We start from the raw sequence: 24,441 nt of genomic DNA on the forward strand, positions 1-24,441 counted from the left end.
CCCCTTCGCCGCGTCACGCCTTCACGGCCTCAGGCCCCCAGCCGCGCCAGGGTCGCCTCCATCAGCCGCACGACCGAGGTGTCGGCCACTGCCGCCACCTCCTCGTACGGGAACCAGCGCAGGTCCAGGGACTCCTCGCTGATCTCCGCCTCCGCACCGGCCGGGGCCAGCGCCGCGTACTGCACGTCCAGGTGCCAGTTGCAGGGCGCCGGGATCGGATGCCGGTCCAGGCGCACCGGGCCGCCCGACAGCAGCGTCAGCCCGGAGGCGATGCCCGACTCCTCGCGGGCCTCGCGCAGCGCCACCTCCGCCAGGGTCGCGTCGCCGGACTCGCAGTGGCCGCCCATCTGCAGCCACATGCCGAGCTTCTTGTGCAGGGTCAGCAGTACGCGCCCCCGCGCCGGGTCGATCACCAGCGCGCTGCCCGTCACGTGCCCGGCCTGGCAGGGCTTGTAGACCCCGTCCGGGTGGGCCGACAGGTGGTCCAGGTACAGGTCGCGCAGCTCCGGCTGGTCCTCGTACGCCTTCAGGACGAGGACCGCGTCTTCGTGCAGGCTCACTTCTTCTCGTCGCCGTCCTGGTCGCGCTTCTGGGCGGCCTCGCCCAGCATCTTGTCGATCTCCGAGAAGTCCAGCTGCTCGCGGTGCACGAACCCGTCCGGGTCGTCCAGGTCGGAGGCGGTCGGCAGCATGTCCGGGTGCTCCCACAGCCCGTCCCGGCCGTCCACCCCCCGCGCGTCGGTGAGCGAGGCCCACAGCCGCGAGGCGTCGCGCAGCCGGCGCGGACGCAGCTCCAGGCCGATCAGCGTGGCGAACGTCTGCTCCGCGGGGCCGCCCGAGGCGCGCCGCCGGCGCATGGTCTCGCGCATGGCGTCGGCCGAGGTCAGCCGGGGCTTGGCCGCCTCGTGCACGACCGCGTCCACCCAGCCCTCGACCAGCGCGAGCGCCGTCTCCAGGCGGGCCAGCGCGGCCTTCTGCTCGGGGGTGTCCTGCGGCTGGAACATGCCGCCCTGCAGCGCTTCCTGCAGCTGCTCCGGATTCGACGGGTCCAGCTGTCCGACCACGTCCTCCAGCTTCGAGGTGTCGACCTTGATGCCGCGGGCGTAGCCCTCGACCGCGCCGAACAGGTGCGAGCGCAGCCACGGCACGTGCGCGAAGAGCCGGGCGTGCGCCGCCTCGCGCAGGGCCAGGTACAGCCGGACCTCCTCCGGGGGCACGCCCAGGTCCTTGCCGAAGGCCTCGATGTTCAGCGGCAGCAGCGCGGCCTTCCCGGCCGGGCCCAGCGGCAGGCCGATGTCGGTGGAGCCGACGACCTCGCCCGCGAGCACGCCCACGGCCTGGCCGATCTGCTGCCCGAACATGGCCCCGCCCATGGAGCGCATCATCCCGAGCAGCGGGCCCGCCATGGCCTGCATCTCCTCGGGCAGCACGCTGCCCATGGCCGCGCCCACCCGCTCGGCGACCGGGTCCACGAGCTCCTTCCACACCGGGAGGGTCGCCTCGACCCACTCGGCGCGGCTCCACGCCACGGCCGTGGTGGCGCCCGAGGGCAGCGAGGTCACGCCGTCCAGCCAGTGGTCGGCGAGGCGCACGGCCTCCTCGACGGCGGACTTCTCGGCGATGCCGACGCTGGTGTCCTTCACGCCGTCCGCGGTGCCCTGCGCGACGGTCTGGCGGGCGATGTCCTTGGCCATGTCCCAGTTCACGGGACCGCCCTCGTAGCTGAGCATCTGGCCGAGCTGCTGGAAGGCCGCACCCAGGTCGTTCGGGTTCATCGAACCGAACATCGCGGCGAACGGATTGTCCGCGCCGCCGGGACCGCCCGCGCCGCCCGGCAGGCCCATGCCGGAGAACCCGAACGGATTCGCCGGGCCGCCCTGGCCGCCCTGATTGCCCTTCTTCTTGCCTTCGTCGCCGTTGTCCGGCTCCTCCGGCGGAAGGCCGAATCCGAATGGGGTGTCGCTCACGGGTTTCCTCGGCTCGTAGGGCCGCCGGCGGGAGCCGACGGGCGATGGTCCGACAACACACCAAGCGTAGACACCTGACCCGCTTGCGGGCTCGGTGCTCCGCCGACTCCTGGGCTGCGGCAGGATGGACATCACCTGGTAGGTACGCGTCACGGCGCGTCCCTACTGAAGACAACCGCTGGAGACGCCCGGTGAGTTCCCCAGATCCGCACCTTTCGGATGAGCGCAGCGCGCCGCACGACGCCGAAAACCGCCCCGAACACGGTGACAGCGCCCACGGCGTTCGCCAGCCGCGAAACCCGGCCGTGCGAGGCCCGGTGATCGCCGTGACCGGCGCCGCGACGGGGGTGGGCGCGGCCCTGGTGAGCCGCCTGGCCTCCTCCGACGAGGTCAAGCAGGTCGTGGCGATCGACGAGCGGCGCGGGGACTGCGCGGCCGCGCAGTGGCACGTCCTGGACGTACGGGACCCCGCGATCGCCGAGAAGCTGCGGGGCGCGGACGTGGTCGTGCACCTCGCCCTCGACCTCGACCTGGAGACCGACCCGGCGGCCCGTACGGCGTACAACGTGCGCGGGACCCAGACCGTGCTCACCGCCGCCGCGGCGGCCGGGGTGCACCGGGTCGTGCTGTGCACCTCCGCGATGGTCTACGGGGCCCTGCCCGACAACGACATCCCGCTCTCGGAGGACTCCGAGCTGCGCGCGACGGCGGAGGCGACGGGCGTCGGGGACCTGCTGGAGATCGAACGGCTGGGGCGGCGGGCACCGCGGGCGCACCCCGGCCTGAACGTCACGGTGATCCGCCCGGCGGTCCTGGTCGGCGGCACGGACACCGCCCTGACCCGGTACTTCGAGTCCCCGCGGCTGCTCGTGGTGGCAGGATCCCGGCCGACGTGGCAGTTCTGCCATGTGGAGGACCTGGTCAGCGCGCTGGAGTACGCGGCCCTGGAGAAGGTCGAGGGCGAGCTCGCGGTGGGCTGCGAGGGGTGGCTGGAGCAGGAGGAGGTGGAGGAGCTGAGCGGTATCCGCCGCATGGAACTCCCCTCGGCGGTGGCCCTGGGCGCGGCTGCCCGGCTGCACCGGATCGGCCTGACGCCGTCGCCGGCCGGGGACCTCGCGTACACGATGCACCCGTGGGTGGTCAGCGTCAGCGGGCTGCACGCGGCGGGGTGGCGGCCGCGCTGGACCAATGAGGAGGTGCTGGCCGAGCTGCTGCAGGAGGTCGCGGGCCGGCACACGGTGGCGGGGCGACGGCTGGGCCGCAAGGACGCCGCGACGGCCGCCGGGGCCGCGGGGGCGACGGTGGCGCTGCTGGGTGCCGCCGCCGCCGTTCGGCGGGCCCGCCGGAGGCGCGGGCTGTAGCCCTTCGCCTTGCGGCCCCGCCGCGCGGGTCCCGGGCTGCGCCCGGGCTCCTGGGGCTCCGCCCCAGACCCCGCGCCTCAAACGCCGGCGAGGCTGTATTTGCCTGGCCCGGGGCCGCAGGCGCGGGTACAGGGCGCCACCAGGGGTTTTCTGTAGGAGGCTCCCAAGGAGGCCGGCGCGGCACGGGCGAAACAGCTATTCCGCCGCGTCAGCGGCTAGGGCACGATGGACCGTATGGCACCGCACTTCGATCACCCCGGCGAGCAGGCCGCTTCGGATCCCATCCGGCTGCTCGCGATCCGTGAGACCCCGCTTTCGATCGACGAGGTCTTCAAGGCCGTCGGCGACGATGCGACGGGCGGTACGACGCTCTTCGTCGGCACGGTGCGCAACCACGACAGCGGAGCGGACGTCGATTCGCTCGGCTACTCCTGCCACCCCACGGCCGAGGCCGAGATGCGCCGGGTCGCCGAGCGCGTCATCGCCAAGTACCCGGTCCGGGCCCTGGCCGCCGTGCACCGCGTGGGCGACCTGGCCGTCGGCGACCTGGCGGTCGTCGTCGCCGTGTCCTGCCCGCACCGCGGTGAGGCCTTCGAGGCCTGCCGGATGCTGATCGACGACCTCAAGCACGAGGTCCCGATCTGGAAGCACCAGACCTTCGCGGACGGCACCGAGGAGTGGGTCGGCGCCTGCTGAGGCCGCGCCGGACCCCGCGTGCGGAGGCACCCCCGGAAGGGGGTAGCCTCGCACCCGTTCGGCCGCGCAACACGCCCTCGATTTGCGTAACCCCCTCCCGGGCACCAGCGTTGAAGCCACAACGACACGTACGCACTTCGGGGTAGGGAGGCAGGCCCATGGCGTCTCTGGCGTGGTTGCTGATTCCGCTGGTCGCCGCGATCGGCGCGGGGATATGGGGCAGCTGGGCGGCGCGCGACCGCACGCAAGGCGACATATCCGAGCTGGCCGGATACGCCCGATTCCGTGAAGCCATGGATAAAGCCGATAAGGCCGACAAAGTCGAACAGGGCAGGGCGAAGGCAGGGGTCCACTCCGGTTCCGACGCCGTCTGAGCGTCCCGTGAGAATCCCCCGGGCCCACCTGAGATCCGGCTGAGAGTTTCGCGCACGGGCCCCGTACGGACCGGCCCCGGGGGCCGCCCGTCAGGGCCGTCACGTACTGTCGGATCCATGCCACGCCGCACCGCGACGATGCTCGCCTCCACCCTCGTGCTGTTCGCGCTGCTCTGCGCAGGCGTCTTCATCAAGGTCCCGTACTCGGAGATGAGCCCGGGCCCCACCGTGAACACCCTCGGGGACTCGCACGGCGAGCCCGTCCTCAACATCTCGGGGCGCAAGACGTACCCCACCAGCGGTCACCTCAACATGACGACGGTCCGCGTCACCGGCGCGGACTACGACATGAACCTGCTGGAAGCGGTGTACGGGTGGCTGGCCGACGACAACATCGTCGTGCCGCACGAGAACCTCTACCCCGACGGCAAGACGGACGAGCAGTCCACCCAGGAGAACGCCGAGGAGTTCAGCCAGTCGCAGCAGAGCGCCAAGGTGGCGGCCCTGAACCAGCTCGGCATCCCGGTGACCGCCCGCGTCATCGTCGCCTCCGTGGTCAAGGACAGCCCCTCCGACGGCAAGCTGCACGCCGGTGACGTGATCAAGGCAGTGGACGGCGCGCCCGTCACGGCCCCCGAGGACGTGGCCAAGCTCGTCACCAAGCACAAGGCCGGCGAGCCGGTCGAGTTCACCGTCGTGCCCGCCGCGGAGGCGGCCGAGGCGGCGAAGGCGAACCGCGAGCCCACCGGAACCACCAAGGTCGCGATCACCTCCGCCGCGGCGGAGGGCGACGGCCACGCCATCGTCGGCATCCGGGCCGGGACCGACCACGCCTTCCCGTTCACGATCGACATCAAGCTCGCCGACGTGGGCGGCCCCAGCGCCGGCCTGATGTTCGCGCTCGGCATCGTCGACAAGCTCACCCCGGAGGACCTGACCGGCGGCAAGTTCGTCGCGGGCACCGGCACCATCGACGACGCGGGCAAGGTCGGCCCGATCGGCGGCATCCAGATGAAGACCATCGGCGCCCGCAAGGCCGGCGCCGAGTACTTCCTGACGCCCGCCGAGAACTGCGCCTCCGCGGCCAAGAACGTGCCCGACGGCCTGACCCTGGTGAAGGTCTCCACCATCGGCGACGCCACGAAGGCACTGGAGAAGATCAGCAAGGGGGACACGGCCGGGCTGCCGCAGTGCAGCGCCACGCCCTGACCGGTCCGCCCCCTGCGCGCGCCGCGGCTACGAGAAGGTCGCCGCCAGCGCCTCCGCCAGCCCGGGCACCAGGTTCCCGCCGGTGAGGACCTCCGTCGAGGAGTCCTTCTCGCGCAGCCGTACGGCGGACTCGCGCGAGCCGTCGCGCAGGACGGCCACGGTCAGCCGGACCTCCTGCCGCTCCGGGTGCGCGGCCACCCACTTCGCCAGCTGCTTGTCGCCGAGCCCCTCCGGTACGGAAGCCTCCGCGGACGGCGGCAGCATCAGCCGCTCCACCGTCAGCGCGCAGCCGACGACGGCGTCGGGCCAGGCGATGGTGCCCAGGAACTTGTCGAGCGGGGTCCCCTTCGGGACCTCGTCCTGCTCGATCGGGGTGAGGGAGGACTTGCCGGCGTCGTCCTGGTCGAGGCCGAGCTGGCTCGCCAGGCGCGGCTCCTGCTTCTTGAGCCGGGCGGTGTCGACGAGCGCGAACAGCCGTGCGGGCTTGTCCCAGCCGAGGCCGGCCGCGTACTCGTCGATCTCGAGACAGGCACGGGTCAGCGGGCTGGCCGCCATCGGCGTGCCGGGGGAAGGCGAAAGGTTGGACATGGGCAACATCCTGCCTCCTTTACCCCGGATACCGGGAACTGACTAAAGCCTCAGTAAGTTGCATGAGTGGGCTCTACGATCGGGGGCCCGTTCATTACCAGTAGCGACTTTCGAGGTGCGCACCTTGGCTTTCCAGATGCCGGACCGCGGCGGAGGCCCTTCCGGGCCACGGATGAGAGTCGGCCGCCCGTCCCGGCGAGCCCGCACTCTCCTCATGACCTTGGGCGTGCTGGCCGTCCTGGCCATGCTCTTCATCATGTTCGCGGGCTTCTGGACGGACTGGCTCTGGTTCCGCTCCGTGAAGTACTCCAGCGTCTTCACCACCACGCTGTGGACCAAGATCGGCCTCTTCGCCGTCTTCGGTCTGCTGATGGCCGGTGCCGTGGGCTTCAACATCTGGCTGGCCCACCGGCTGCGGCCGCCGCTCAGCGCGATGTCGATGGAGCAGCAGAGCCTCGACCGCTACCGGATGAGCGTCGCCCCGTACAAGAAGTGGCTGCTCCTGGGCATCTCGGTGCTCGTCGGCCTGATCGCGGGCGCCTCGGCGGCGGGCCAGTGGAAGACCTGGCTGATGTATGTGAACGGGGTGCCCTTCGGGCAGAAGGACCCCCAGTTCCACATGGACGTGTCCTTCTACACCTTCGACCTGCCCTGGTACCGCTTCCTGCTCGGCTTCGGCTTCGCCGCGGTCGTGCTGTCGGTGATCGCCGCGGCCGTCGTGCACTACCTGTACGGCGGACTGCGCGTGACCAGCCCGGGCGCCCGGGCCACCGCCGCGGCGACCGGGCACCTGTCGGTGCTGCTCGGCCTGTTCGTCACGCTCAAGGCCATCGCGTACTGGCTCGACCGGTACGGCCTGGCCGTGAAGTCCAGCGACTTCAAGGCCGCCGACAACTGGACCGGCCTGCGCTACGTCGACGCGAACGCCTACCTCCCGGCGAAGACGATCCTCGTCGCCATCGCCGCGATCTGCGCCGTGCTCTTCTTCGCGACGCTGTGGCGCCGCACCTGGCAGCTGCCCGTCATCGGCTTCGGCCTGATGGTGCTCTCGGCGATCCTGATCGGCGGGCTCTACCCGGCGATCGTGCAGAAGTTCCAGGTCCAGCCGAACGAGCAGGCCAAGGAATCCCCGTACGTCGAGAAGAACATCAAGGCGACCCGCGACGCCTACGGGATCGCCGGCTCCGAGGTCAAGGACTACCCGGGCGTACCGGCCGCGGGCACGGACAAGAACCAGCTGCGCAAGGCGGCCGACACGACCGCCAGCGTCCGTCTCCTCGACCCGAACATCGTCTCGCCGGCCTTCCAGCAGCTCCAGCAGGTCAAGGGCTACTACGCCTTCCCGTCCACGCTCGCCGTGGACCGGTACAACGGCCAGGACACGGTCATCGGGCTGCGCGAGCTGAACATCGGCGGCATCCCGAAGAACAACTGGATCAACGACCACTTCAAGTACACGCACGGCTACGGCGTGGTCGCGGCCAAGGGCACCACCGTCGGTGACCAGGGCGCTCCGGACTTCACCCAGTCCGACCTGCCCTCCAAGGGCATGTTCGGCACGGACTTCGAGCAGCGCATCTACTACGGCGAGCAGACGAAGCAGTACTCGATCGTCGGCGGACCGCAGAAGGAGCTCGACTACTCGGACGACAAGGGCGAGAAGGAGACCAGCTACAAGGGCGACTCCGGCGTCAGCCTGGACAACCCGGTCAACCGGGCCGCCTACGCGCTCACCCTCTCCGAGCCGCAGATCCTCTACTCCGGCGCCATCGGCGACGGCTCGCGGATCCTCTACAACCGCACGCCCAAGCAGCGCGTCGAGGCCGTCGCGCCGTGGCTGACCATCGACGGCGCCCCGTACCCGGCGGTCGTCGACGGCCGGATCAAGTGGATCGTCGACGCGTACACGACGACCAACGGCTACCCGTACGCCTCGCGCACCACGCTGGGCCAGAGCACCGCGGACTCGCTGACCAACAGCCAGCGCGCGGTGGTGGCCCAGGAGAACCAGGTCAACTACATCCGCAACTCGGTGAAGGCCACCGTCGACGCCTACGACGGCACGGTCAGCCTGTACCAGTGGGACACCCAGGACCCGGTCCTGAAGACCTGGATGAAGGCGTTCCCGGGCACGGTGAAGCCCAAGAGCGAGATCTCCAAGCCGCTCATGGACCACCTGCGCTACCCGCAGGACCTCTTCAAGGTCCAGCGCGAGCTGCTCACCCGCTACCACGTCACCGACCCGCAGACCTTCCTCAGCGGCAGTGAGGCCTGGGCCGTCCCCGACGACCCGACCACCAAGGCCGGTACGGCGGTTCCGCCGTACTACCTGTCGATGAAGCTGCCGGGCCAGACGGAGAAGGACCAGGTCTTCTCGCTCACGACGACCTTCACGCCGAACGAGCGGGACAACCTGAGCGCCTTCATGTCGGTCAACGCCGATCCGGGCACCCCGGACTACGGCAAGATCAGGGTCCTGAAGCTGCCGACCAGCAAGCCGGTCGACGGCCCCAAGCAGGTCCAGAGCAAGTTCCAGTCCGAACCGAAGATCGCCGAATCCATCCGCCTGCTGCGCGGTGGCGACTCGGAGGTCGAGTACGGAAACCTGCTCACGGTCCCGCTCGACGGCGGAATGCTGTACGTGGAGCCCGTGTACGTGCGCAGTTCGGGGCTCAAGTACCCGCTGCTGCGCAAGGTGCTCGTGACCTACGGCGGCCAGACCGCCTTCGAGGACACCCTGGAGAAGGCGCTGAACGTGGTCTTCGGGGCCGAGGCTCCGACCACCCCCGTGCCTCCCGCGCAGCCGCCGGGCGAGGGCACCACGACGCCTCCGGCCGCTTCGGACCCGACGGTGAAGGCGGCGCTCGCCGACGCGCAGAAGGCCATCGAGGAAGCCGAGAAGGCCAGGCAGTCCGGCGACTGGGCAGCCTTCGGCAAGGCGCAGGAAGAGATCAAGGCGGCGCTGAAGCGGGCGATCGACGCGGAGGCGAAGCTGACGGCGCCCAAGCCGGCCGGCTGACGTTCAACCGGTAATGGCTCCGTCCCGCGTCGTGATACTGTGGTTTCACCGACGCGGGGTGGAGCAGCTCGGTAGCTCGCTGGGCTCATAACCCAGAGGTCGCAGGTTCAAATCCTGTCCCCGCTACTGAAGATGAAGGCCCGGATCCAATGGGATCCGGGCCTTCGTCATGTCCGGTGGCGGACACGCGGTAGCTGAGGCGGGTGAGTTGGGGCGGGAGCGTGTTTGACTTGACTCTCTATGGGCATGTCGACAAAACGCTGTAGTGACCTCACTGGCTGCGACATACCAGGTGTACGCGGGTAGCAGGTGATGCGACGATGGGATTTATGGGGGACAGGTCAACTCTGCTGGAGACAGGGCGGTTTGCGAGGGCAGAAGCCGAGCCGGGTACGGGAGCCGGTGCGACGGCTCATGCTGACAACGCGCAGACCGCACTGACCGATGCGGATCTCGCGGAAGAGATGTTCGCCGAGACCGACGCGGCGAGCGACGCCGAGCTGGAGGCACGGCACCGGGTGGCCGCCGACAAGGGCGACCCGGGCGCCATGAGCGTGCTCGGCGCGCTGCTGCTGCGCCGCGGCGACCTGGACGGAGCCGAGCCGTACCTGCGCGGCGCCACCGGGGAAGGGGACCGCGCCGCCGCGAACAACCTGGGCGTACTGCTGCACCAGCGGGGCTACCCCGAGGAGGCCGCCGGCTGGTGGCGGGTCGCCGCCGTCGCCGGATCCGCGCCCGCCGCGCACGCCCTGGGCCGTCATTTCCGCGAGCGCGGGGACGAGCCGGCCGCCGAGTACTGGCTCCGCCAGGCGGCGGAATCCGGCCACGCCCTGGGCGCGTACGGACTGGCCGACCTGCTGGAGCACCGCGGGGACAACGGTGTCGAGCGGTGGTTCCGGGCCGCGGCCGAGCAGGGGCACCGCGAGGCGGCGTACCGGCTGGCCAGGCACCTCAGGAAGGGCGACCCGACCGAGGCCGAGCAGTGGTACCGGCAGGCCGCCGCGCGCGGCCACCGCCGCGCCGCGCTGCACCTGGGCGCCCTGCTGGAGGCCCGCGGGGAGCTCAAGGAGGCCGGGCGCTGGTACCTGACCTCCGCCAAGCAGGGGGAGGCCCGGGCCGCGTGCGCGCTCGGCTTCCTGCTGCGCGACGCCGGCGACGAGGACAACGCGGCGGCGTGGTGGCACCGGGCCGCCCAGGACGGGGACGGCAACGCCGCGAACGCGCTGGGTGCGCTGCACGCCGCCCGGGGCGAGACCCAGACCGCGGAGCGCTGGTACCGGACCGCCATGGACGCGGGCGACCAGAACGGGGCGTACAACCTTGCTTTGCTGTGCGTCGCACAGGACCGGACCGCGCAGGCCGAGCAGTGGTACCGGCGGGCCGCCTACGCGGGTCACCGCGAGGCGGCCAACGCGCTGGCCATCCTGCTCCTGCAGGGCGGGGACGCGGCGGGCGCGGAGCCGTGGTTCTCGAAGGCCGCGGAGGCGGGCAGCGTGGACGCCGCCTTCAACCTCGGGATCCTCTTCGCCAGCCGGGACGAGGACCGCACGGCGCTGAAGTGGTACGAGCGGGCCGCCTCGGCGGGACACACCGACGCCGCGCTCCAGGTCGGCATCGCGCTGGTCCGGGACGGGGAGGAGCGGGCCGCCGAGCGGCACCTGCGGTGCGCGGCGGGCGGCGGCAGCGCGGAGGCGGCCTTCCGGCTGGCCTCGCTGCTGGAGTCGCTGGCGCCGCCGCCGGAGCCGGTGGCTCTGGGCGAGCCGGTGGGCGGTGCGCCGCGGACCGAGAGCGAGGAGTGGTACGAGCGGGCCGCCGAGCTGGGGCACCGGCGTGCCCAGGTGCGGGTCGGCATGCTGGCCGCCGCCCGGGGTGACCTGGCGGTCGCCGCGCGGTGGTACCGGGAGGCGGCCGAGGCCGGGTCCCGGAACGGGGCGTTCAACCTGGGGCTGCTGCTGGCCCGCGAGGGGAGCGAACCGGAGGCCGCGCTGTGGTGGACGCGGGCGGCGGTGGCGGGCCACGGGCGGGCCGCGCTGCGGTTGGGGCTGCTGGCCGCTCGTCACGGGGACCTTGCGGAGGGGCAGAAGTGGTGTGTCCGGGCCATGGAGTTGGGGCCGGATGAGGTGTCGGAGCGGGCGGCTCGGCTGCGGGAGGCTCTGGCGGAGGAGCTTTCGGCCTGACCCCGGCCGGGGCTTCCGTGGCTTGGGTGCGGCGCCGTTGCGGGGGCTCTGCCCCCGAGCCCCCGCGCCTCAAACGCCGGCGGGGCTGAAGATCGGGGCTCCGCCCCGGACCCCGCGCCTCAAGCGCCGGCGAGGCTGGAGTTGCCCCCGTCCTCCCGCAGGTGCGGCGCCGTTGCCGGGGGCCAGCCCCCGGACCCCCGCGCCTCAAACGCCGGCGGGGCTGGATTTGGCCCGGCGAGGCCGGCGTGCCCCGCGGGGCTGGATGGGTCAGCGGTACAGCCAGGACGTGGCGCGGGTGTACGCGTGGCGGAAGACGAAGGGCATCAGGAGGTCGTTGACGCGGCGTTGGACGGTGCCCGGGGTTTTCGAGTCGCGGTTGGACGCGGCGGCCTTGGTCATGCGGGACGCGCGGGGGCGGCGTAGGCGGGTGTATTCGGCCAGGGCCGTTCCGATGGCCGGTGTCGAGGACACGCACCGGGCCAGGGCCACCGCGTCCTCGATCGCCATCGACGCGCCCTGTCCGGCGCCCACCGGGTGGGCCGCGTCGCCGATCAGGACCGTGCGGCCGTCGTGCCAGACGGGCAGTTCCGCCAGCCGGTGCATCGGCATGGGACGGTCGATGCGCGTCGCCGCCCGGAGCACGGCGAGCGGCACGGCCGAGGCGCGGTACAGCTCGATCAGCCTGCCCCGGGTGACCTCCGCCGGGTCCGGGGGCTCCGGCGAGGCCACCTGGGCCGACCACCACACCGTGCCGTCCGGCGCCGGGATGTACAGGAACGCGCCCCGGTGGCCGAAGACCATGTGGAAGGTGCCCGTGGGGAGGTCCAGGCCTTCGGAGACCCCCGAGACGCTGTAGAGGCCCGCGTACTCCACCTCCGGCGCCGCCGGGTCCAGCACCGTGCGGGTCGCCGACCAGATGCCGTCCGCCGCCACGACCAGGTCGCCTTCGACCTCCGACGGGTCCTCCACCCGCTGTCCCGTCACGAACCGGGCCCCCGCCCGGACCGCCTCGGCCCGCAGGACCTCCACGAGCCGGCCGCGCAGCAGCGTCGTGCTGTGCAGGGTGTCCGAGGCCAGCCGGCCGCGCGGCACTTCGCCGAGGAGCTTCCCGGACGCCGACCACATCCGCTGGTGGGCGACCGGGAACCCGGCCGCCTGGACCTCGGCGAGGCAGCCGAGCGCGTCCAGCCCGCGCAGCCCGTTGACGGCCAGGCTCAGGAAGGAGCCGACCTGGCCGGCCGGGTCTTCGTAGGCCTCGTGGACCGTGACCTCCGCGCCCGTTTCCCGGCGCAGCGCGATCGCGCTCGCCGCTCCGGCCACTCCGCCCCCGATGACTGACACACGCATGCCCGACCCCTCTCGTCCATCTTCGCTGAATCTTCATTCACTGAATATCGATTCGGTGAAACTGGGTTCAGTATGATGAGGGCGCGGAGACGGCGTCAAGGGGAAGCGGGGATCACGGTGGGAGTGCGCAAGGAGCGGGCGGCCGGCACGGAGGCCGCGCTCAAAGAGGCGGCGCGGGAGCTCTTCCTGGAGCGCGGCTACGCGCAGACGAAGATCACCGACATCACCAAGGCGGCCGGCCGCTCCACCGGGTCGTTCTACGAGCACTTCGCCGGCAAGGACGAACTGCTGAACGCGCTGCTCGCGGACATGGGCGCCCAGGTGGACGCGGATCTCGGCGCCGCCGGGCACCCCCGCGAGCACGACCTCGCCGACCGGGAGCAGCTGCGCATGCACGTCGCCGCCAGCTGGGGCGTCTTCCGGGACCACCTGCCCGTGGTGGTCGCCCTCTTCCAGAAGTCGATGGCCGAGCCGCCCGGGTCGGGGCAGGCCTGGGAGCGGCTGACCGCCGAGACCGCCCCCCTGCGGGATCACCTCGCCTACATGCGCGAACAGGGCAGGGAACTGCCCGGGGACCCGGAGCTCGTGGCCGCGGCCATGGGGGCGATGATCTCGATGCTCGGCTACGCGGCCATGACCGGCGGGGCCGCGCTGGACGACGGCGAGGTGGTCGACACCCTGACCTCCCTGCTCCTGCGTGGGCTGTCCGGTTAAGCGATTTGCATCTGCCGGGTGGCCTCACGTAAAGTCGTGTTTACCGACGCGGGGTGGAGCAGCTCGGTAGCTCGCTGGGCTCATAACCCAGAGGTCGCAGGTTCAAATCCTGTCCCCGCTACTGAAGGCTGAAGGCCCGGATCCTCTGGATCCGGGCCTTCAGCCGTTTCCGGAGTCGTTTCCGGCTGGGAATGAGCAAGGAGAAGGGCCCGGGAGCATCGCTCCCGGGCCCTTCTTTCCGCTGTGGGCTACGCGGCCGCGCAGTTCGGGCAGATCCCGCGGTACGTCACCTCGACCGCCGACACCACGAAGCCGAAGCGCTCCGTGTCCGGCAGGTCGGAGAGCGGGTTGCCCGCCGGGTGGACGTCGCGGATCGCGCCGCACTGGGCGCAGACCAGGTGCTGGTGGGGCTGGTGGGCGTTCGGGTCGTACCGCTTGGCGCGGCGGTCCGTGGAGACCTCCAGGACCTCTCCGAGCGTGACGAGCTCGCCCAGCGTGTTGTAGACGGTCGCGCGCGAGATCTCGGGCAGCTTGGCCACGGCTCGTGCGTGCACCTCGTCGGCCGTCAGGTGAACGTGGTCACCGTCGAGCACCTCGGCCACGACGCGCCGCTGTGCCGTCATGCGCCAGCCGCGTCCGCGAAGTCGTTCCAGCAGGTCACTCATAGACCTCAGCCTAACAGTGAGGGGATTCGGTGTAACTCCCGAACCGGTGCGGACTTGGATGCTTACTTGACTTAGACAAAGTCCATCGTAGGATCGGATACGGCAAACGCCAAGGACAGGTACATGCAGGTATGACGCAGGAGGCGCACGTGACGCAGGGACCGCTCACCACGGAGGCCGGGGCTCCGGTCGCCGACAACCAGAACAGCGAGACCGCCGGCGTCGGCGGCCCCGTTCTGGTCCAGGACCAGCTCCTGCTGGAGAAGCTCGCGCACTTCAACCGCGAGCGCATCCCGGAGCGCGTGGTGCACGCCCGCGGCGCCGGTGCGTACGGCACCTTCACGCTGACCCGCGACGTCTCGCAGTGGACCCGCGCCAAGTTCCTCTCCGAGGTCGGCAAGGAGACCGAGACCTTCCTGCGCTTCTCCACCGTCGCGGGCAACCTCGGCTCGGCCGACGCGGTGCGCGACCCCCGCGGCTGGGCGCTGAAGTTCTACACCGAAGAGGGCAACTACGACCTCGTCGGCAACAACACCCCGGTGTTCTTCATCAAGGACGCCATCAAGTTCCCCGACTTCATCCACACCCAGAAGCGCGACCCGTACACCGGCTCGCAGGAGGCGGACAACGTCTGGGACTTCTGGGGTCTGTCGCCCGAGTCCACCCACCAGGTGACCTGGCTGTTCGGTGACCGCGGCATCCCGGCGTCCTACCGCCACATGAACGGCTACGGCTCGCACACGTTCCAGTGGAACAACGAGGCCGGCGAGGTCTTCTGGGTCAAGTACCACTTCAAGACCGACCAGGGCATCAAGAACCTCACCCAGGCCGAGGCCAACCAGCTCGCCGGTGAGGACCCCGACTCCCACCAGCGCGACCTGCGCGAGTCCATCGAGCGCGGCGACTTCCCGACCTGGACCGTGCAGGTCCAGATCATGCCGGCGGCCGAGGCGGCCCACTACCGCTTCAACCCGTTCGACCTCACCAAGGTGTGGCCGCACGAGGACTACCCGCCGATCGAGATCGGCAAGCTGGAGCTCAACCGCAACCCGGAGAACGTCTTCGCCGAGGTCGAGCAGTCGATCTTCTCCCCGGCGCACTTCGTCCCCGGCATCGGTCCGTCCCCGGACAAGATGCTCCAGGGCCGCCTCTTCGGCTACGGCGACGCCCACCGCTACCGCGTCGGCATCAACGCCGACCACCTGCCGGTGAACCGCCCGCACGCCACCGAGGCGCGCACCAACTCCCGTGACGGCTACCTGTACGACGGCCGCCACAAGGGCGCGAAGAACTACGAGCCGAACAGCTTCGGCGGCCCGCACCAGACGGACCGCCCGCTGTGGCAGCCCATCGACGTCACCGGTGGCACGGGCAACCACGCCGCCGCCGTGCACAGCGAGGACAACGACTTCGTCCAGGCGGGCAACCTCTACCGCCTGTACTCCGAGGACGAGAAGTCCCGTCTGGTCGAGAACCTGTCCGGCTTCATCGCCAAGGTCTCGCGTGACGACATCGTCGAGCGCGCGATCAACAACTTCCGCCAGGCGGACGGCGACTTCGGCAAGCGGCTCGAAGCCGCGGTCCAGGCCCTTCGCGGCTGACGGGGATCGCTTGCCGTAGCAGGACGACGGGCCGGAACCCTCCTCGGAGGGTTCCGGCCCGCCGTCGTTCCCGCAGCGGCGCCGCTACGCGGAGACCGCCCGCCGCGCCGGCACCCAGCACCGGATGACGTCGCGCACGGAGACGATGCCCACCGGGCCGCCGTGCTCCAGCACGATCAGATGCCGGAAGCCGCCGTGGACCATCGCCTCGGCGGCCTCCTGCACGGTCGCGTCGGGGGTGCAGAACACCACGTTGTTGGTGGTGTGCGCGCCCACGGACTCCCGGTCGGGATCGTGGCCCGCGCCGATCGAGTTGAGGATGTCGCGTTCGGTCAGGATGCCGATGCCGCTGTGTTCGGGATCGAGGACGACGGCCGCGCCGACGCGCCGGCCGGACATCAGGCAGGCCGCCTGCCGGAGGGTGTGGGCGGGTCCGAGGGTGAGGATCACGGTGCTCATTGCGTCACGGACGAGCATGAAGAGAGCCACCTCCTGGGGTGAGCCCCCCGCTTGGGTGGGTGTGCCCGAGGACACCTCCTTGAGAAGGCGTTCACAAGCGCACAAGCGTGGGGAGTCTCAGATTCCCACGGACACGAAGAGTCAGCAAGGAGGCGCGCAAGGGCGCGCGTTCGGCTCGCGCGGGGCTCAGGCGCGCGGGCGCAGCAGGCCCAGCATCTCCTCGTGGAGCAGCCCGTTCGAGGCCGCCGCGTTCCCGCCGTGCACCCCGTCCACCCCGTCCAGGCTGGTGAAACGGCCGCCGGCCTCCTCGACCACGACCGCGATGGCCGCCATGTCCCACAGGTTCAGCTCCGGCTCGGCGCACAGGTCCAGCGAGCCCTCCGCGACCATCATGTACGGCCAGAAGTCGCCGTAGCCGCGCGTACGCCAGCACGCGCGGGTCAGGTCGAGGAACCCGGCGAGCCGGCCCTGCTCCTCCCAGCCGCTCAGCGAGGAGTACGCGAACGAGGCGTCGCCCAGCGTGCCCACCTTCGACACGCCGATCGCCGTGGTCTCGCCGAGCGCGCCGCCCGCGTACGCGCCCCCGCCCTGCGCCGCCCACCAGCGCCGGCCGAGCGCCGGCGCGGAGACCACGCCGACCACCGGGCGGAAAACGCCGTCGGTGCCCTCGGCCATCAGGGAGATCAGGGTCGCCCAGACGGGGACCCCGCGCACGTAGTTCTTCGTGCCGTCGATCGGGTCCACGACCCAGCGGCGCGGGCCGCTGCCCTTCAGGCCGTACTCCTCGCCCAGGATGGCGTCGTCGGGGCGCGCGGCCGCGATGCCGGCCCGGATGATCTCCTCGGCGGCCTTGTCGGCCTCGCTGACCGGGGTCATGTCCGGCTTCGTCTCGACCTTCAGGTCGAGGGCGCGGAACCGCTCCATCGTGGCGGCGTCCGCCGCGTCGGCGAGTTCGAGGGCAAGGCGCAGGTCATCGTCATACTCGGGCATGCCCGAACAGTATCGAGACTCCAGGAGCCCGGCCAACGGCGTCCACGGTGCGGCCGGGAGGCGCCCTTGACAGGATCTGTCGCCCCGTCAACCCTGGCCAGGGAGCCAATCGGGGAGGCGTGACGATGCCGGCAGCCCGGGAGTCGTTGCTGGAGGCGGCGGGAGCGGCGCTCTCGGCCCGCCCCTGGCCGTCCGTGCGGATGGTCGACGTGGCGGCCTCTGCCGGAGTGTCCCGGCAGACCCTCTACAACGAGTTCGGCGGCAAGGCGGGCCTGGGCCGCGCCCTGGTCCGGCGCGAGGCCGAGCGCTACCTGGAGGGTGTGGACCGGGCCCTGTCCACCCCGGCGCAGGCCGCCGAGCGCCTCGCCGCGGTCGCCGAGTGGACCGTACGGGCGGCCCGCGCCTACCCCCTCGTACGGGCCCTGCTCACCGGGTTCTGGGACGGGGCCCTGCCCGCCGCCGGAGTCCGGGCGCCCGGACCGGGCGAGCTGGCCCGCGCCGTGCGCGACCGGGCCGCCGCCGCGCTCCCGCCCGGGGAGGGCGAACAGCGCTGCGAGCTCGCCGTACGCCTCGCCCTGTCCTACGTGGTCGCCCCGGGCGAGGAGCCGGGGGCGGGAGAGCTGCTGCGCCTGCTCAGTGGGCAGACCCGGACAGCTGGAGCCCGATGACCCCGAGGATCACCAGCGAGATCGAGACGAGCTTGAGGGTGGAGACCAGGTCGCCGAGGAAGACCATGCCGTAGATCGCCGTCCCGGCCGCCCCGATGCCGGTCCACACCGCGTAGGCCGGGCCCACGTCCAGCTTCTTGAGGGCCAGCGTCAGCAGCCCGAAGCTGCCGAGTGCGAAGCACGCGAAGGCGACGGTCGGCCACAGCCGGGTGAAACCGTGGGACAGCTTCAGGCAGACCGCGAAACCGGTCTCCAGGATTCCCGCGACCACGACGAGCAGCCACGCCATGTCGAATGCCTCCCCGCGTCACGTGACTTCTCGTCACTTGGTGCGATTATGCATTTACCAGACATGGGTTGTGCCAAACCCCGCCGGACCGCCCGAAGATCGGAGCGCCGGAGGATCAGTCGCCTTCGCGGCGCTCCCGGGTCTCCAGCAGCCGGCGCAGCGAGTACAGCCGCGCCGGATCCGCGTGGCCGTCCTCCACCCACTTGTCGAGCGCGCAGTCCGGCTCGTCGTGGCTGCAGGCCCGCGGGCACTCCTCCGTGCCGGGCACCAGGTCCGGGAAGGCCAGGATCACCCGGGACGGGTCCACGTGGTGCAGGCCGAAGGAGCGCACGCCCGGGGTGTCGATGACCCAGCCCTCCATCCCGGGCAGCGGCAGCGCCAGCGCCGAGGTGGTGGTGTGCCGGCCGCGGCCGGTGACCGCGTTGACCACGCCGGTCGCCCGCTTGCGGTCCGCCGCCACCAGCGAGTTGACCAGGGTGGTCTTGCCGACGCCCGAGTGCCCCACGAAGGCCGTGATCCGGCCCTCCAGGCGCTCGCGCACCTTGTCGGCCGCGTCGCCCGTCGCGAGTTCCTCGCGGTTGGTCACGACGTAGTTCACGCCGAGCGTCGAGTAGATCTCCAGGATCTTGTCCGCGGAGGTCAGGTCGGACTTGGTGAGCACCAGCAGCGGCTCAAGACCGGCGTCGTACGCGGCCACCAGGCAGCGGTCGATCATCCGGGGCCGCGGCTCCGGGTCGGCCAGGGCCGTGACGATGGCCAGTTGGTCCGCGTTGGCGACGACCACCCGCTCGTACGGGTCGTCGTCGTCGGCGGTGCGCCGCAGGACGGACTTGCGCTCCTCGATCCGCACGATGCGGGCGAGGGTGTCCTTCTTGCCGGACAGGTCACCGACGATCCAGACCCGGTCCCCGACCACCGCCGCCTTGCGGCCCAGCTCCCTGGACTTCATCGCGTGGACGGTGCGGTCCCCGACCAGGCAGGTCAGCCGGCCGCGGTCGACGGTGAGGACGAAGCCCTCGGAGGCGTCCTCGTGCTTGGGCCGGATGTTGGTCCGGGGCCGGTTGCCCTTGGGGTTGGGACGCTGCCGGATGTCGTCCTCGTCGGTGTGCTTGCCGTACCTGCGCATGACGGGCCCTACGCTCCCGCTCCTCGCGGGGCATGACCAAGCATGTCCGTCCACATCTTCGGGAAGTCCGGCAGGGTCTTGGCCGTCGTCGCCACGTTCTCGATCCGCACGCCCTCCACGGCCAGGCCGATCACCGCGCCCGCGGTGGCCATCCGGTGGTCGTCGTACGTGTGGAAGGTGCCGCCGTGCAGCGGGCGCGGCCGGATGTGCAGGCCGTCCGCGGTCTCGGTGACGTCGCCGCCCAGCCCGTTGATCTCGGCGGTCAGCGCGGCCAGCCGGTCCGTCTCGTGCAGCCGCAGGTGCTGTACCCCGCGCAGTACGGACTCCGAGTCGGCCAGCGCCGCCACCGCGGCGATGCCCGGGGTGAGCTCGCCGACCTCGCCGAGGTCCACGTCGATGCCGTGGATCTTGCCGGTGCCGGTGAAGACCAGGCCGGCGTCGGTCAGCTCGCAGGAACCGCCCATCTCGGTGAAGATCCGGCGCAGCGCGTCACCGGGCTGCGTGGTGCGGCGCGGCCAGTCCGGGATGGTGACCGTGCCGCCGGTGATCAGGGCCGCGGCCAGGAACGGCTGGGCGTTGGAGAGGTCCGGCTCCACGACCATGTCGCGGCCCAGCAGCGCGCCGGGGGCGACCCGCCACACGTTCTTCTCGCCGCCCGCCTCGGGGGTGTCGACCTGGGCGCCGGCCGCACGCAGCATCTCCACGGTCATCCGGATGTGCGGCATCGACGGCAGGTTGGCGCCCACGTGCCGGACCTCGATGCCCTGGTTGAACCGGGGGGCCGAGAGCAACAGCGCGGAGACGAACTGCGAGGAGTTGCTCGCGTCGATCTCGACGGTGCCGCCCTCCAGGGCCCCGCCGCCCTGCACGGTCAGCGGCAGCGCGCCCCGGCCGTCGTCGTCGATACGGGCGCCCAGGGTGCGCAGCGCGTTGATGACCTGGCCCAGCGGACGCTCGTAGGAGCGCGGGTCGCCGTCGAAGCGGATGTCGCCGGCGGCGAGCGTGGCGACGGGCGGCAGGAAGCGCATGACCGTGCCCGCGTTGCCGACGTCGATCGTGGCGGGCCCGTGCAGGGCCGCCGGGATGATCCGCCAGGCCTCGCCGCCGACACCGTCCGCGGCGGAGCCGGCGGAGCTGGAGGAGACGGTCTCCTCGATGCCGACGCCCAGGGCGCGCAGCGCGTCCGCCATCAGCTGGGAGTCGCGCGAACGCAGGGGGCGGCGGACCCAGCCCGGCTCGGCGGCGAGCGAGGCGAGCACGAGGGCCCGGTTGGTGACCGATTTGGACCCAGGCACGGTGACGGTGGCGTGGACGGCCCCGTCCGCGAGCGGAGCGGGCCAGAGGGCGTGGAGCGCGGAGGTCTCGGTCATGGCCCCCACTTTAGTGGCTTCCCCCGACCCCGGATCTTGATCGCTGCGCCGTCTCAGAGGTCGAGAAGCCAGCGTCCGCCGCCCACCAGCGAGCACAGCGCGACGACGTGGAAGAGGAGCAGCCACACCACCGGGTGCACGTGGGTGAGCCGGCCCAGCTGGTCGGCGTCGGAATCCGGCGCTCCACCGTGCCGGCGCTTGGCCCCCAGCTCGAAGACCGGCCGGACCCCGCCCAGGAGCAGGAACCACACCACCCCGTACGCGAACACGGCCTGCACCTCGGTCGGCGCCAGCCAGGACACCAGGACGAACGCCGCGCCGGTCAGGACCACCGTCAGGGCCCCGTACGCGTTCCGGATCTTCACCAGCATCGCCACCAGCAGGGCGGTCGCCACCCACAGCAGCAGGGTGATCCGGTGCGCCGAAAGGAGCGCCGCCCCGCCGAGCCCGAGCAGCGGGGGCGCCGTGTACCCGGCGGCGGCGGTCAGGATCATCCCGAGCCCGGTCGGCTTGCCCCGGCTGACGGTGACCCCGCTGGTGTCGGAGTGCAGCCGGATCCCTTCGAGCTCCCGGTTGGTCAGCCGCGCCAGCAGGCCGTGCCCGCCCTCGTGCGCGATGGTGATCGCGTTGCGCGACAGCCGCCACAGCGGGCGGGGCCCCACGGCGACCAGCGCGACCAGCCCGGTCGCGATCACCAGCCACTGGTCGGGCGAGGTCTGTATACCCGTGAGCCGGTCCCACAGGCCGGACGCGGTGCTGCTGTCCATGAGGTGGCGGACTCCTTGCGGTGGTGGGGGAGGGACATGGCAGTGTGACAGCCATGTGCGGAAGGTATGCGGCGAGTCGCAAGCCCGAGGACCTGGTGGAGGTCTTCGGCATCGAGAAGTGGGAGCCGGAGGAGACGCTGGCCCCGGACTGGAACGTGGCGCCGACGAAGGAGGTCCACGTCGTCCTCGACCGTCCCCTGAAAGACGCTCCGGACCCGCGTCCGGTTCGCCAGCTGCGCGTCCTGAAGTGGGGGCTCGTGCCCTCCTGGGCCCAGAACCCCGACGGCGCCGCCCGGATGATCAACGCCCGGGCCGAGACCGTCGCCGAGAAGCCCTCCTTCCGCCGCCCCTTCGCGCAGCGCCGCTGCATCATCCCCGCCGACGGCTACTACGAGTGGGTCACGGCCGACGACGAGCGGCAGCTGGAGGTGGAGGGAAAGAAGAAGCGGGCCCGCAAACAGCCCTACTTCGTGCTCCCCTCCGACGGCTCCGTCTTCGCCATGGCCGGGATATACGAGTTCTGGCGCGACCGGACCGTGCCCGACGCGGATCCCCGCGCCTGGTGGGTCACCTGCTCGGTGATCACCACCGAGGCCGAGACCGGGCCGCTGGGCGTGGCTCCGGCCGAGGGCCCGCGCTCTCTGTCCGACATCCACCCGCGGATGCCGCTCATGCTGACCCCGGACCGCTGGGACGCCTGGCTGGACCCAGCGAACACCGACACCGAGGGCTCGCTGCGGGACCTGCTGGCGCCGCCGCCGGGCGGGCTGATGCGGGCCTACCCGGTGTCGACCGCCGCGAGCAGCGTGCGGAACAACGGGCCGGAGCTGCTGGAGGAGCTGGCCGCGCCGGAGGAGGGCACGCTCTTCTAGGGCCTGTCGTCAAACTCCTGTCTGCCTCGCGGCGTCTGGCACGCACTCTCGCCGCACCGGGCGAAAGCCCAAGTACGTCCAGTACGCGGGCTTCCGCCCGGCGCGCCGAGAGCACGCACCAGACACCGCGAGGCCGCCCTTCGGGCGACGACAGGAGTTTGACGACAGGCCCTAGCCCGCGCCCGGGCACCATGGGGGCATGACCACGCGTACCGAGAGCGTCGACACCCCGGCGGGCGAGGCCCGCATCACCTGGCACACCGCCCGCAAGGCGAAGCTCGTGCTGGCCGTGAGCCACGGCGCGGGCGGCGGCATCGAGGCCCGGGACCTCCAGGCGCTGGCGGCCGCCCTGCCGGCGCGCGGGATCACCGTGGCCCTGGTCGAACAGCCGTGGCGGGTCGCCGGGAAGAAGGTCGCCGCCGCCCCCAAGGTGCTGGACGAGGGCTGGCGCGGGCTGTGGCCCGCGCTCGCGAAGCCCGGGCTGCCGGTGGTCGCCGGCGGGCGCAGCGCCGGGGCCCGGGTGGCCTGCCGGACCGCCGCCGAGCTGGGCGCGGCCGGGGTGCTGGCGCTGGCGTTCCCGCTGCACCCGCCGGGCCGGCCGGAGAAGTCCCGCGCCGAGGAGCTGCTCGGCGCCGGGCGGCCCACCCTGGTGGTCCAAGGCGGCCGGGATCCCTTCGGGCGCCCCGAGGAGTTCCCGCGGGGCCCGCACACGCTGGTGGAGGTCCCGTACGGCGACCACGGCTTCGCGGTGCCGAAGAAGGCCGGGCCCACCCAGGACGAGGCCCTCGGGACGATCACCGAGGCGGTGGGGGAGTGGCTCGCCGGACTTCCCGTCACGACCTGATGGATTCCGGGGGCTCCGGCGGAGAGTGACGAGGCTCACCTCGGGCCGCAGTGGACCGAGGAAGGCCGAAAACCCGCAGCCCCGGGGGAATGCGCCGCACGGCCCTTCTGTTGTCCCGGATGTCGGTACGTACGGGAAATCGTCGGAGGAGAGGGAGCGCATGACCCAGGTCATCAGCCACAACCGTCCGCAGGCCGCTGACCTGGACTGGACGGTGCTGGCCGGGCCCAAGCGCAGCTCGCTTCGAGCGGCGGAGGCCCGGGAAGGTCGACTATTCTCCGATTCGAGCGGATCCGCTTTCGGAGCCGCCACGCAGTCGGAGGAGGTGGGTCCTGTCGCTGGGACCGACGAAGGCCACGCGGAGGAGACGACCCCGGAGCGCAACGCGCGCTTCGAGCGGGACGCCCTCGGCTACCTCGACCAGATGTACTCGGCCGCGCTGCGCATGACGCGCAATCCGGCCGACGCCGAGGACCTGGTCCAGGAGACGTATGCGAAGGCATACGCGTCCTTCCACCAGTTCCGCGAGGGCACCAACCTGAAGGCGTGGCTGTACCGCATCCTGACCAACACCTTCATCAACTCCTACCGCAAGAAGCAGCGCGAGCCCCAGCGCAGTGCGGCGGAGGAGATCGAGGACTGGCAGCTGGCGCGCGCCGAGTCGCACATGTCGACCGGGCTGCGCTCCGCCGAGTCGCAGGCGCTCGACCACCTGCCCGATTCCGATGTGAAGGAAGCTCTCCAGGCCATTCCGGAGGAGTTCCGCATCGCCGTCTACCTTGCCGACGTAGAGGGGTTTGCGTACAAGGAGATCGCGGACATCATGGGTACACCCATCGGTACGGTCATGTCGCGACTGCACCGTGGCCGCCGTCAACTCCGCGGAATGCTGGAGGACTATGCCCGTGAGCGCGGGCTGGTCCCCGCGGGCGCGGGAGAGTCGAACGACCGGAAAGGCTCGGGCTCATGAGTTGCGGAGAGCCGCACGAAACGGAGTGCTCTGAGGTCCTGGACCACCTTTATGAGTTCCTCGACCATGAGATGCCCGACAGTGACTGCACGAAGTTCGAGACACACTTCGGCGAGTGCAACCCCTGTCTGGAGAAGTACGGCCTGGAACAGGCCGTGAAGAAGCTCGTGAAGCGCTGCTGCGGTTCGGACGACGTGCCGTCCGATCTGCGCTCGAAGGTGATGGGCCGGATCGAGCTCATCCGGTCGGGGCAGGCCGTGCCGGATCACGACATCACCGCGGAGAACCCCGCCGCCGGCTGACACGGCCGGCGGAGGATGATCAACCATCGCCCCCGGAGAGGTACTTCGTTCACCCGAAGGTGCTAAT

24 protein-coding genes and 2 tRNA genes are annotated in these 24,441 nt (G+C 71.5%); 15 read left to right on the forward strand and 11 right to left on the reverse strand.

Annotated elements, in window-relative coordinates:
• Nucleotides 1-29: 29 nt before the first annotated feature.
• Complete coding sequence (locus tag ACFWBN_RS06130; RefSeq protein WP_385171306.1) at nt 30-560, reverse strand: NUDIX hydrolase; 531 nt, start codon at nt 558-560, stop codon at nt 30-32.
• On the reverse strand, nt 557-1,966 hold the full coding sequence (locus ACFWBN_RS06135; RefSeq protein ID WP_385171309.1) for a zinc-dependent metalloprotease: 1,410 nt from the start codon (nt 1,964-1,966) through the stop codon (nt 557-559). Before ACFWBN_RS06135 ends, ACFWBN_RS06130 begins: the two co-directional genes overlap by 4 nt.
• 305 nt (nt 1,967-2,271) lie before the next feature.
• Between ACFWBN_RS06135 and ACFWBN_RS06140 the strand changes: the two genes are divergently transcribed.
• From ACFWBN_RS06140 to ACFWBN_RS06155, 4 genes are all read left to right on the forward strand, one after another.
• Entirely contained in the window at nt 2,272-3,327 is a 1,056-nt protein-coding gene (locus tag ACFWBN_RS06140; protein ID WP_385171312.1) for an SDR family oxidoreductase, read from the forward strand.
• 234 nt (nt 3,328-3,561) lie between these two features.
• The gene (locus tag ACFWBN_RS06145) at nt 3,562-4,023 is read left to right on the forward strand and encodes a molybdenum cofactor biosynthesis protein MoaE (protein WP_385171315.1); all 462 of its coding nucleotides are present in this window, start codon (nt 3,562-3,564) and stop codon (nt 4,021-4,023) included.
• A gap of 158 nt (nt 4,024-4,181) precedes the next feature.
• Nucleotides 4,182-4,397: a hypothetical protein gene (locus tag ACFWBN_RS06150; protein WP_385171318.1), complete on the forward strand. Its 216-nt coding sequence runs from the start codon at nt 4,182-4,184 to the stop codon at nt 4,395-4,397.
• 117 nt (nt 4,398-4,514) lie between these two features.
• Nucleotides 4,515-5,606, forward strand: a complete 1,092-nt coding sequence (locus ACFWBN_RS06155; protein WP_385171321.1) for a PDZ domain-containing protein — start codon at nt 4,515-4,517, stop codon at nt 5,604-5,606.
• 27 nt (nt 5,607-5,633) lie between these two features.
• On the opposite strand, the gene ACFWBN_RS06160 is transcribed toward ACFWBN_RS06155, so the two are convergent.
• Nucleotides 5,634-6,194 (reverse strand): PPA1309 family protein, encoded by a 561-nt coding sequence (locus tag ACFWBN_RS06160; protein ID WP_385171324.1) that lies wholly within the window; start codon nt 6,192-6,194, stop codon nt 5,634-5,636.
• A 136-nt stretch (nt 6,195-6,330) separates the two neighbouring features.
• Between ACFWBN_RS06160 and ACFWBN_RS06165 the strand changes: the two genes are divergently transcribed.
• The 3 genes from ACFWBN_RS06165 (at nt 6,331) to ACFWBN_RS06175 (ending at nt 11,390) form a co-directional block, all read left to right on the forward strand.
• Nucleotides 6,331-9,213, forward strand: a complete 2,883-nt coding sequence (locus tag ACFWBN_RS06165; protein WP_385171852.1) for a UPF0182 family protein — start codon at nt 6,331-6,333, stop codon at nt 9,211-9,213.
• A 52-nt stretch (nt 9,214-9,265) separates the two neighbouring features.
• A tRNA-Met gene (locus tag ACFWBN_RS06170) sits at nt 9,266-9,339 on the forward strand.
• 194 nt (nt 9,340-9,533) lie between these two features.
• On the forward strand, nt 9,534-11,390 hold the full coding sequence (locus ACFWBN_RS06175) for a tetratricopeptide repeat protein (protein WP_385171327.1): 1,857 nt from the start codon (nt 9,534-9,536) through the stop codon (nt 11,388-11,390).
• Between the two features lie 267 nt (nt 11,391-11,657).
• On the opposite strand, the gene ACFWBN_RS06180 is transcribed toward ACFWBN_RS06175, so the two are convergent.
• On the reverse strand, nt 11,658-12,737 hold the full coding sequence (locus ACFWBN_RS06180) for an FAD-dependent oxidoreductase (protein ID WP_385171330.1): 1,080 nt from the start codon (nt 12,735-12,737) through the stop codon (nt 11,658-11,660).
• Nucleotides 12,738-12,854: 117 nt separating this feature from the next.
• Between ACFWBN_RS06180 and ACFWBN_RS06185 the strand changes: the two genes are divergently transcribed.
• Both ACFWBN_RS06185 and ACFWBN_RS06190 read left to right on the forward strand, forming a co-directional pair.
• Nucleotides 12,855-13,451, forward strand: a complete 597-nt coding sequence (locus ACFWBN_RS06185; RefSeq protein ID WP_385171333.1) for a TetR/AcrR family transcriptional regulator — start codon at nt 12,855-12,857, stop codon at nt 13,449-13,451.
• 47 nt (nt 13,452-13,498) lie between these two features.
• Nucleotides 13,499-13,572 (forward strand) — tRNA-Met (locus ACFWBN_RS06190).
• 127 nt (nt 13,573-13,699) lie between these two features.
• Here the strand turns inward: ACFWBN_RS06190 and ACFWBN_RS06195 are convergent.
• Nucleotides 13,700-14,116 (reverse strand): Fur family transcriptional regulator, encoded by a 417-nt coding sequence (locus ACFWBN_RS06195; protein ID WP_385171336.1) that lies wholly within the window; start codon nt 14,114-14,116, stop codon nt 13,700-13,702.
• A 131-nt stretch (nt 14,117-14,247) separates the two neighbouring features.
• Here ACFWBN_RS06195 and ACFWBN_RS06200 point away from each other — a divergent pair, with 131 nt between their 5' ends.
• Nucleotides 14,248-15,717, forward strand: coding sequence for a catalase (locus ACFWBN_RS06200; RefSeq protein ID WP_385171339.1), 1,470 nt, complete (start codon nt 14,248-14,250; stop codon nt 15,715-15,717).
• An 84-nt stretch (nt 15,718-15,801) separates the two neighbouring features.
• Here ACFWBN_RS06200 and ACFWBN_RS06205 read toward each other — a convergent pair whose 3' ends face one another.
• Nucleotides 15,802-16,194 (reverse strand): cyclic nucleotide-binding/CBS domain-containing protein, encoded by a 393-nt coding sequence (locus ACFWBN_RS06205; RefSeq protein WP_374775730.1) that lies wholly within the window; start codon nt 16,192-16,194, stop codon nt 15,802-15,804.
• 168 nt (nt 16,195-16,362) lie between these two features.
• A complete protein-coding gene (hisN, locus tag ACFWBN_RS06210; RefSeq protein ID WP_385171343.1) occupies nt 16,363-17,166 on the reverse strand; it encodes a histidinol-phosphatase in 804 nt (267 codons plus the stop codon).
• A 125-nt stretch (nt 17,167-17,291) separates the two neighbouring features.
• Between hisN and ACFWBN_RS06215 the strand changes: the two genes are divergently transcribed.
• Nucleotides 17,292-17,834 (forward strand): TetR/AcrR family transcriptional regulator, encoded by a 543-nt coding sequence (locus ACFWBN_RS06215; protein ID WP_385171855.1) that lies wholly within the window; start codon nt 17,292-17,294, stop codon nt 17,832-17,834.
• Here ACFWBN_RS06215 and ACFWBN_RS06220 read toward each other — a convergent pair.
• From ACFWBN_RS06220 to ACFWBN_RS06235, 4 genes are all read right to left on the reverse strand, one after another.
• Nucleotides 17,800-18,123, reverse strand: a complete 324-nt coding sequence (locus tag ACFWBN_RS06220; protein WP_069921864.1) for a multidrug efflux SMR transporter — start codon at nt 18,121-18,123, stop codon at nt 17,800-17,802. The genes ACFWBN_RS06215 and ACFWBN_RS06220 overlap by 35 nt on opposite strands.
• A 115-nt stretch (nt 18,124-18,238) precedes the next feature.
• Nucleotides 18,239-19,249, reverse strand: coding sequence for a ribosome small subunit-dependent GTPase A (gene rsgA, locus ACFWBN_RS06225; protein WP_385171346.1), 1,011 nt, complete (start codon nt 19,247-19,249; stop codon nt 18,239-18,241).
• A gap of 8 nt (nt 19,250-19,257) precedes the next feature.
• Entirely contained in the window at nt 19,258-20,619 is a 1,362-nt protein-coding gene (aroA, locus tag ACFWBN_RS06230) for a 3-phosphoshikimate 1-carboxyvinyltransferase (RefSeq protein ID WP_385171349.1), read from the reverse strand.
• 53 nt (nt 20,620-20,672) lie between these two features.
• Complete coding sequence (locus ACFWBN_RS06235) at nt 20,673-21,386, reverse strand: M50 family metallopeptidase (RefSeq protein WP_385171352.1); 714 nt, start codon at nt 21,384-21,386, stop codon at nt 20,673-20,675.
• Between the two features lie 53 nt (nt 21,387-21,439).
• On the opposite strand from ACFWBN_RS06235, the gene ACFWBN_RS06240 reads away from it, so the two are divergent.
• The 4 genes from ACFWBN_RS06240 (at nt 21,440) to rsrA (ending at nt 24,374) form a co-directional block, all read left to right on the forward strand.
• Nucleotides 21,440-22,258: an SOS response-associated peptidase gene (locus ACFWBN_RS06240; RefSeq protein WP_385171354.1), complete on the forward strand. Its 819-nt coding sequence runs from the start codon at nt 21,440-21,442 to the stop codon at nt 22,256-22,258.
• A 199-nt stretch (nt 22,259-22,457) separates the two neighbouring features.
• Nucleotides 22,458-23,102, forward strand: coding sequence for an alpha/beta family hydrolase (locus ACFWBN_RS06245; protein WP_385171357.1), 645 nt, complete (start codon nt 22,458-22,460; stop codon nt 23,100-23,102).
• Nucleotides 23,103-23,427: 325 nt separating this feature from the next.
• Entirely contained in the window at nt 23,428-24,072 is a 645-nt protein-coding gene (locus tag ACFWBN_RS06250; RefSeq protein ID WP_030709911.1) for a sigma-70 family RNA polymerase sigma factor, read from the forward strand.
• The gene (gene rsrA, locus ACFWBN_RS06255; protein ID WP_385171360.1) at nt 24,069-24,374 is read left to right on the forward strand and encodes a mycothiol system anti-sigma-R factor; all 306 of its coding nucleotides are present in this window, start codon (nt 24,069-24,071) and stop codon (nt 24,372-24,374) included. The genes ACFWBN_RS06250 and rsrA overlap by 4 nt, the downstream gene beginning before the upstream one ends.
• The last annotated feature ends 67 nt before the right edge of the window (nt 24,375-24,441 follow it).

The sequence above is a fragment of the Streptomyces sp. NPDC059989 genome (genome assembly GCF_042736975.1).
Classification (GTDB): domain Bacteria; phylum Actinomycetota; class Actinomycetes; order Streptomycetales; family Streptomycetaceae; genus Streptomyces.

Excerpts from the sequence above, each read along its gene's own strand:
- ACFWBN_RS06145 (WP_385171315.1), top strand. The coding sequence starts at position 3,562 with ATGGCACCGCACTTCGATCACCCCGGCGAGCAGGCCGCTTCGGATCCC.
- ACFWBN_RS06150 (WP_385171318.1), top strand. The coding sequence starts at position 4,182 with ATGGCGTCTCTGGCGTGGTTGCTGATTCCGCTGGTCGCCGCGATCGGC.
- ACFWBN_RS06155 (WP_385171321.1), top strand. The coding sequence starts at position 4,515 with ATGCCACGCCGCACCGCGACGATGCTCGCCTCCACCCTCGTGCTGTTC.
- ACFWBN_RS06160 (WP_385171324.1), bottom strand. The coding sequence starts at position 6,194 with ATGTCCAACCTTTCGCCTTCCCCCGGCACGCCGATGGCGGCCAGCCCG.
- ACFWBN_RS06165 (WP_385171852.1), top strand. The coding sequence starts at position 6,331 with ATGCCGGACCGCGGCGGAGGCCCTTCCGGGCCACGGATGAGAGTCGGC.
- ACFWBN_RS06175 (WP_385171327.1), top strand. The coding sequence starts at position 9,534 with ATGGGATTTATGGGGGACAGGTCAACTCTGCTGGAGACAGGGCGGTTT.
- ACFWBN_RS06180 (WP_385171330.1), bottom strand. The coding sequence starts at position 12,737 with ATGCGTGTGTCAGTCATCGGGGGCGGAGTGGCCGGAGCGGCGAGCGCG.
- ACFWBN_RS06195 (WP_385171336.1), bottom strand. The coding sequence starts at position 14,116 with ATGAGTGACCTGCTGGAACGACTTCGCGGACGCGGCTGGCGCATGACG.
- ACFWBN_RS06200 (WP_385171339.1), top strand. The coding sequence starts at position 14,248 with ATGACGCAGGAGGCGCACGTGACGCAGGGACCGCTCACCACGGAGGCC.
- ACFWBN_RS06205 (WP_374775730.1), bottom strand. The coding sequence starts at position 16,194 with ATGCTCGTCCGTGACGCAATGAGCACCGTGATCCTCACCCTCGGACCC.
- hisN (WP_385171343.1), bottom strand. The coding sequence starts at position 17,166 with ATGCCCGAGTATGACGATGACCTGCGCCTTGCCCTCGAACTCGCCGAC.
- ACFWBN_RS06215 (WP_385171855.1), top strand. The coding sequence starts at position 17,292 with ATGCCGGCAGCCCGGGAGTCGTTGCTGGAGGCGGCGGGAGCGGCGCTC.
- ACFWBN_RS06220 (WP_069921864.1), bottom strand. The coding sequence starts at position 18,123 with ATGGCGTGGCTGCTCGTCGTGGTCGCGGGAATCCTGGAGACCGGTTTC.
- rsgA (WP_385171346.1), bottom strand. The coding sequence starts at position 19,249 with ATGCGCAGGTACGGCAAGCACACCGACGAGGACGACATCCGGCAGCGT.
- aroA (WP_385171349.1), bottom strand. The coding sequence starts at position 20,619 with ATGACCGAGACCTCCGCGCTCCACGCCCTCTGGCCCGCTCCGCTCGCG.
- ACFWBN_RS06235 (WP_385171352.1), bottom strand. The coding sequence starts at position 21,386 with ATGGACAGCAGCACCGCGTCCGGCCTGTGGGACCGGCTCACGGGTATA.
- ACFWBN_RS06240 (WP_385171354.1), top strand. The coding sequence starts at position 21,440 with ATGTGCGGAAGGTATGCGGCGAGTCGCAAGCCCGAGGACCTGGTGGAG.
- ACFWBN_RS06245 (WP_385171357.1), top strand. The coding sequence starts at position 22,458 with ATGACCACGCGTACCGAGAGCGTCGACACCCCGGCGGGCGAGGCCCGC.
- rsrA (WP_385171360.1), top strand. The coding sequence starts at position 24,069 with ATGAGTTGCGGAGAGCCGCACGAAACGGAGTGCTCTGAGGTCCTGGAC.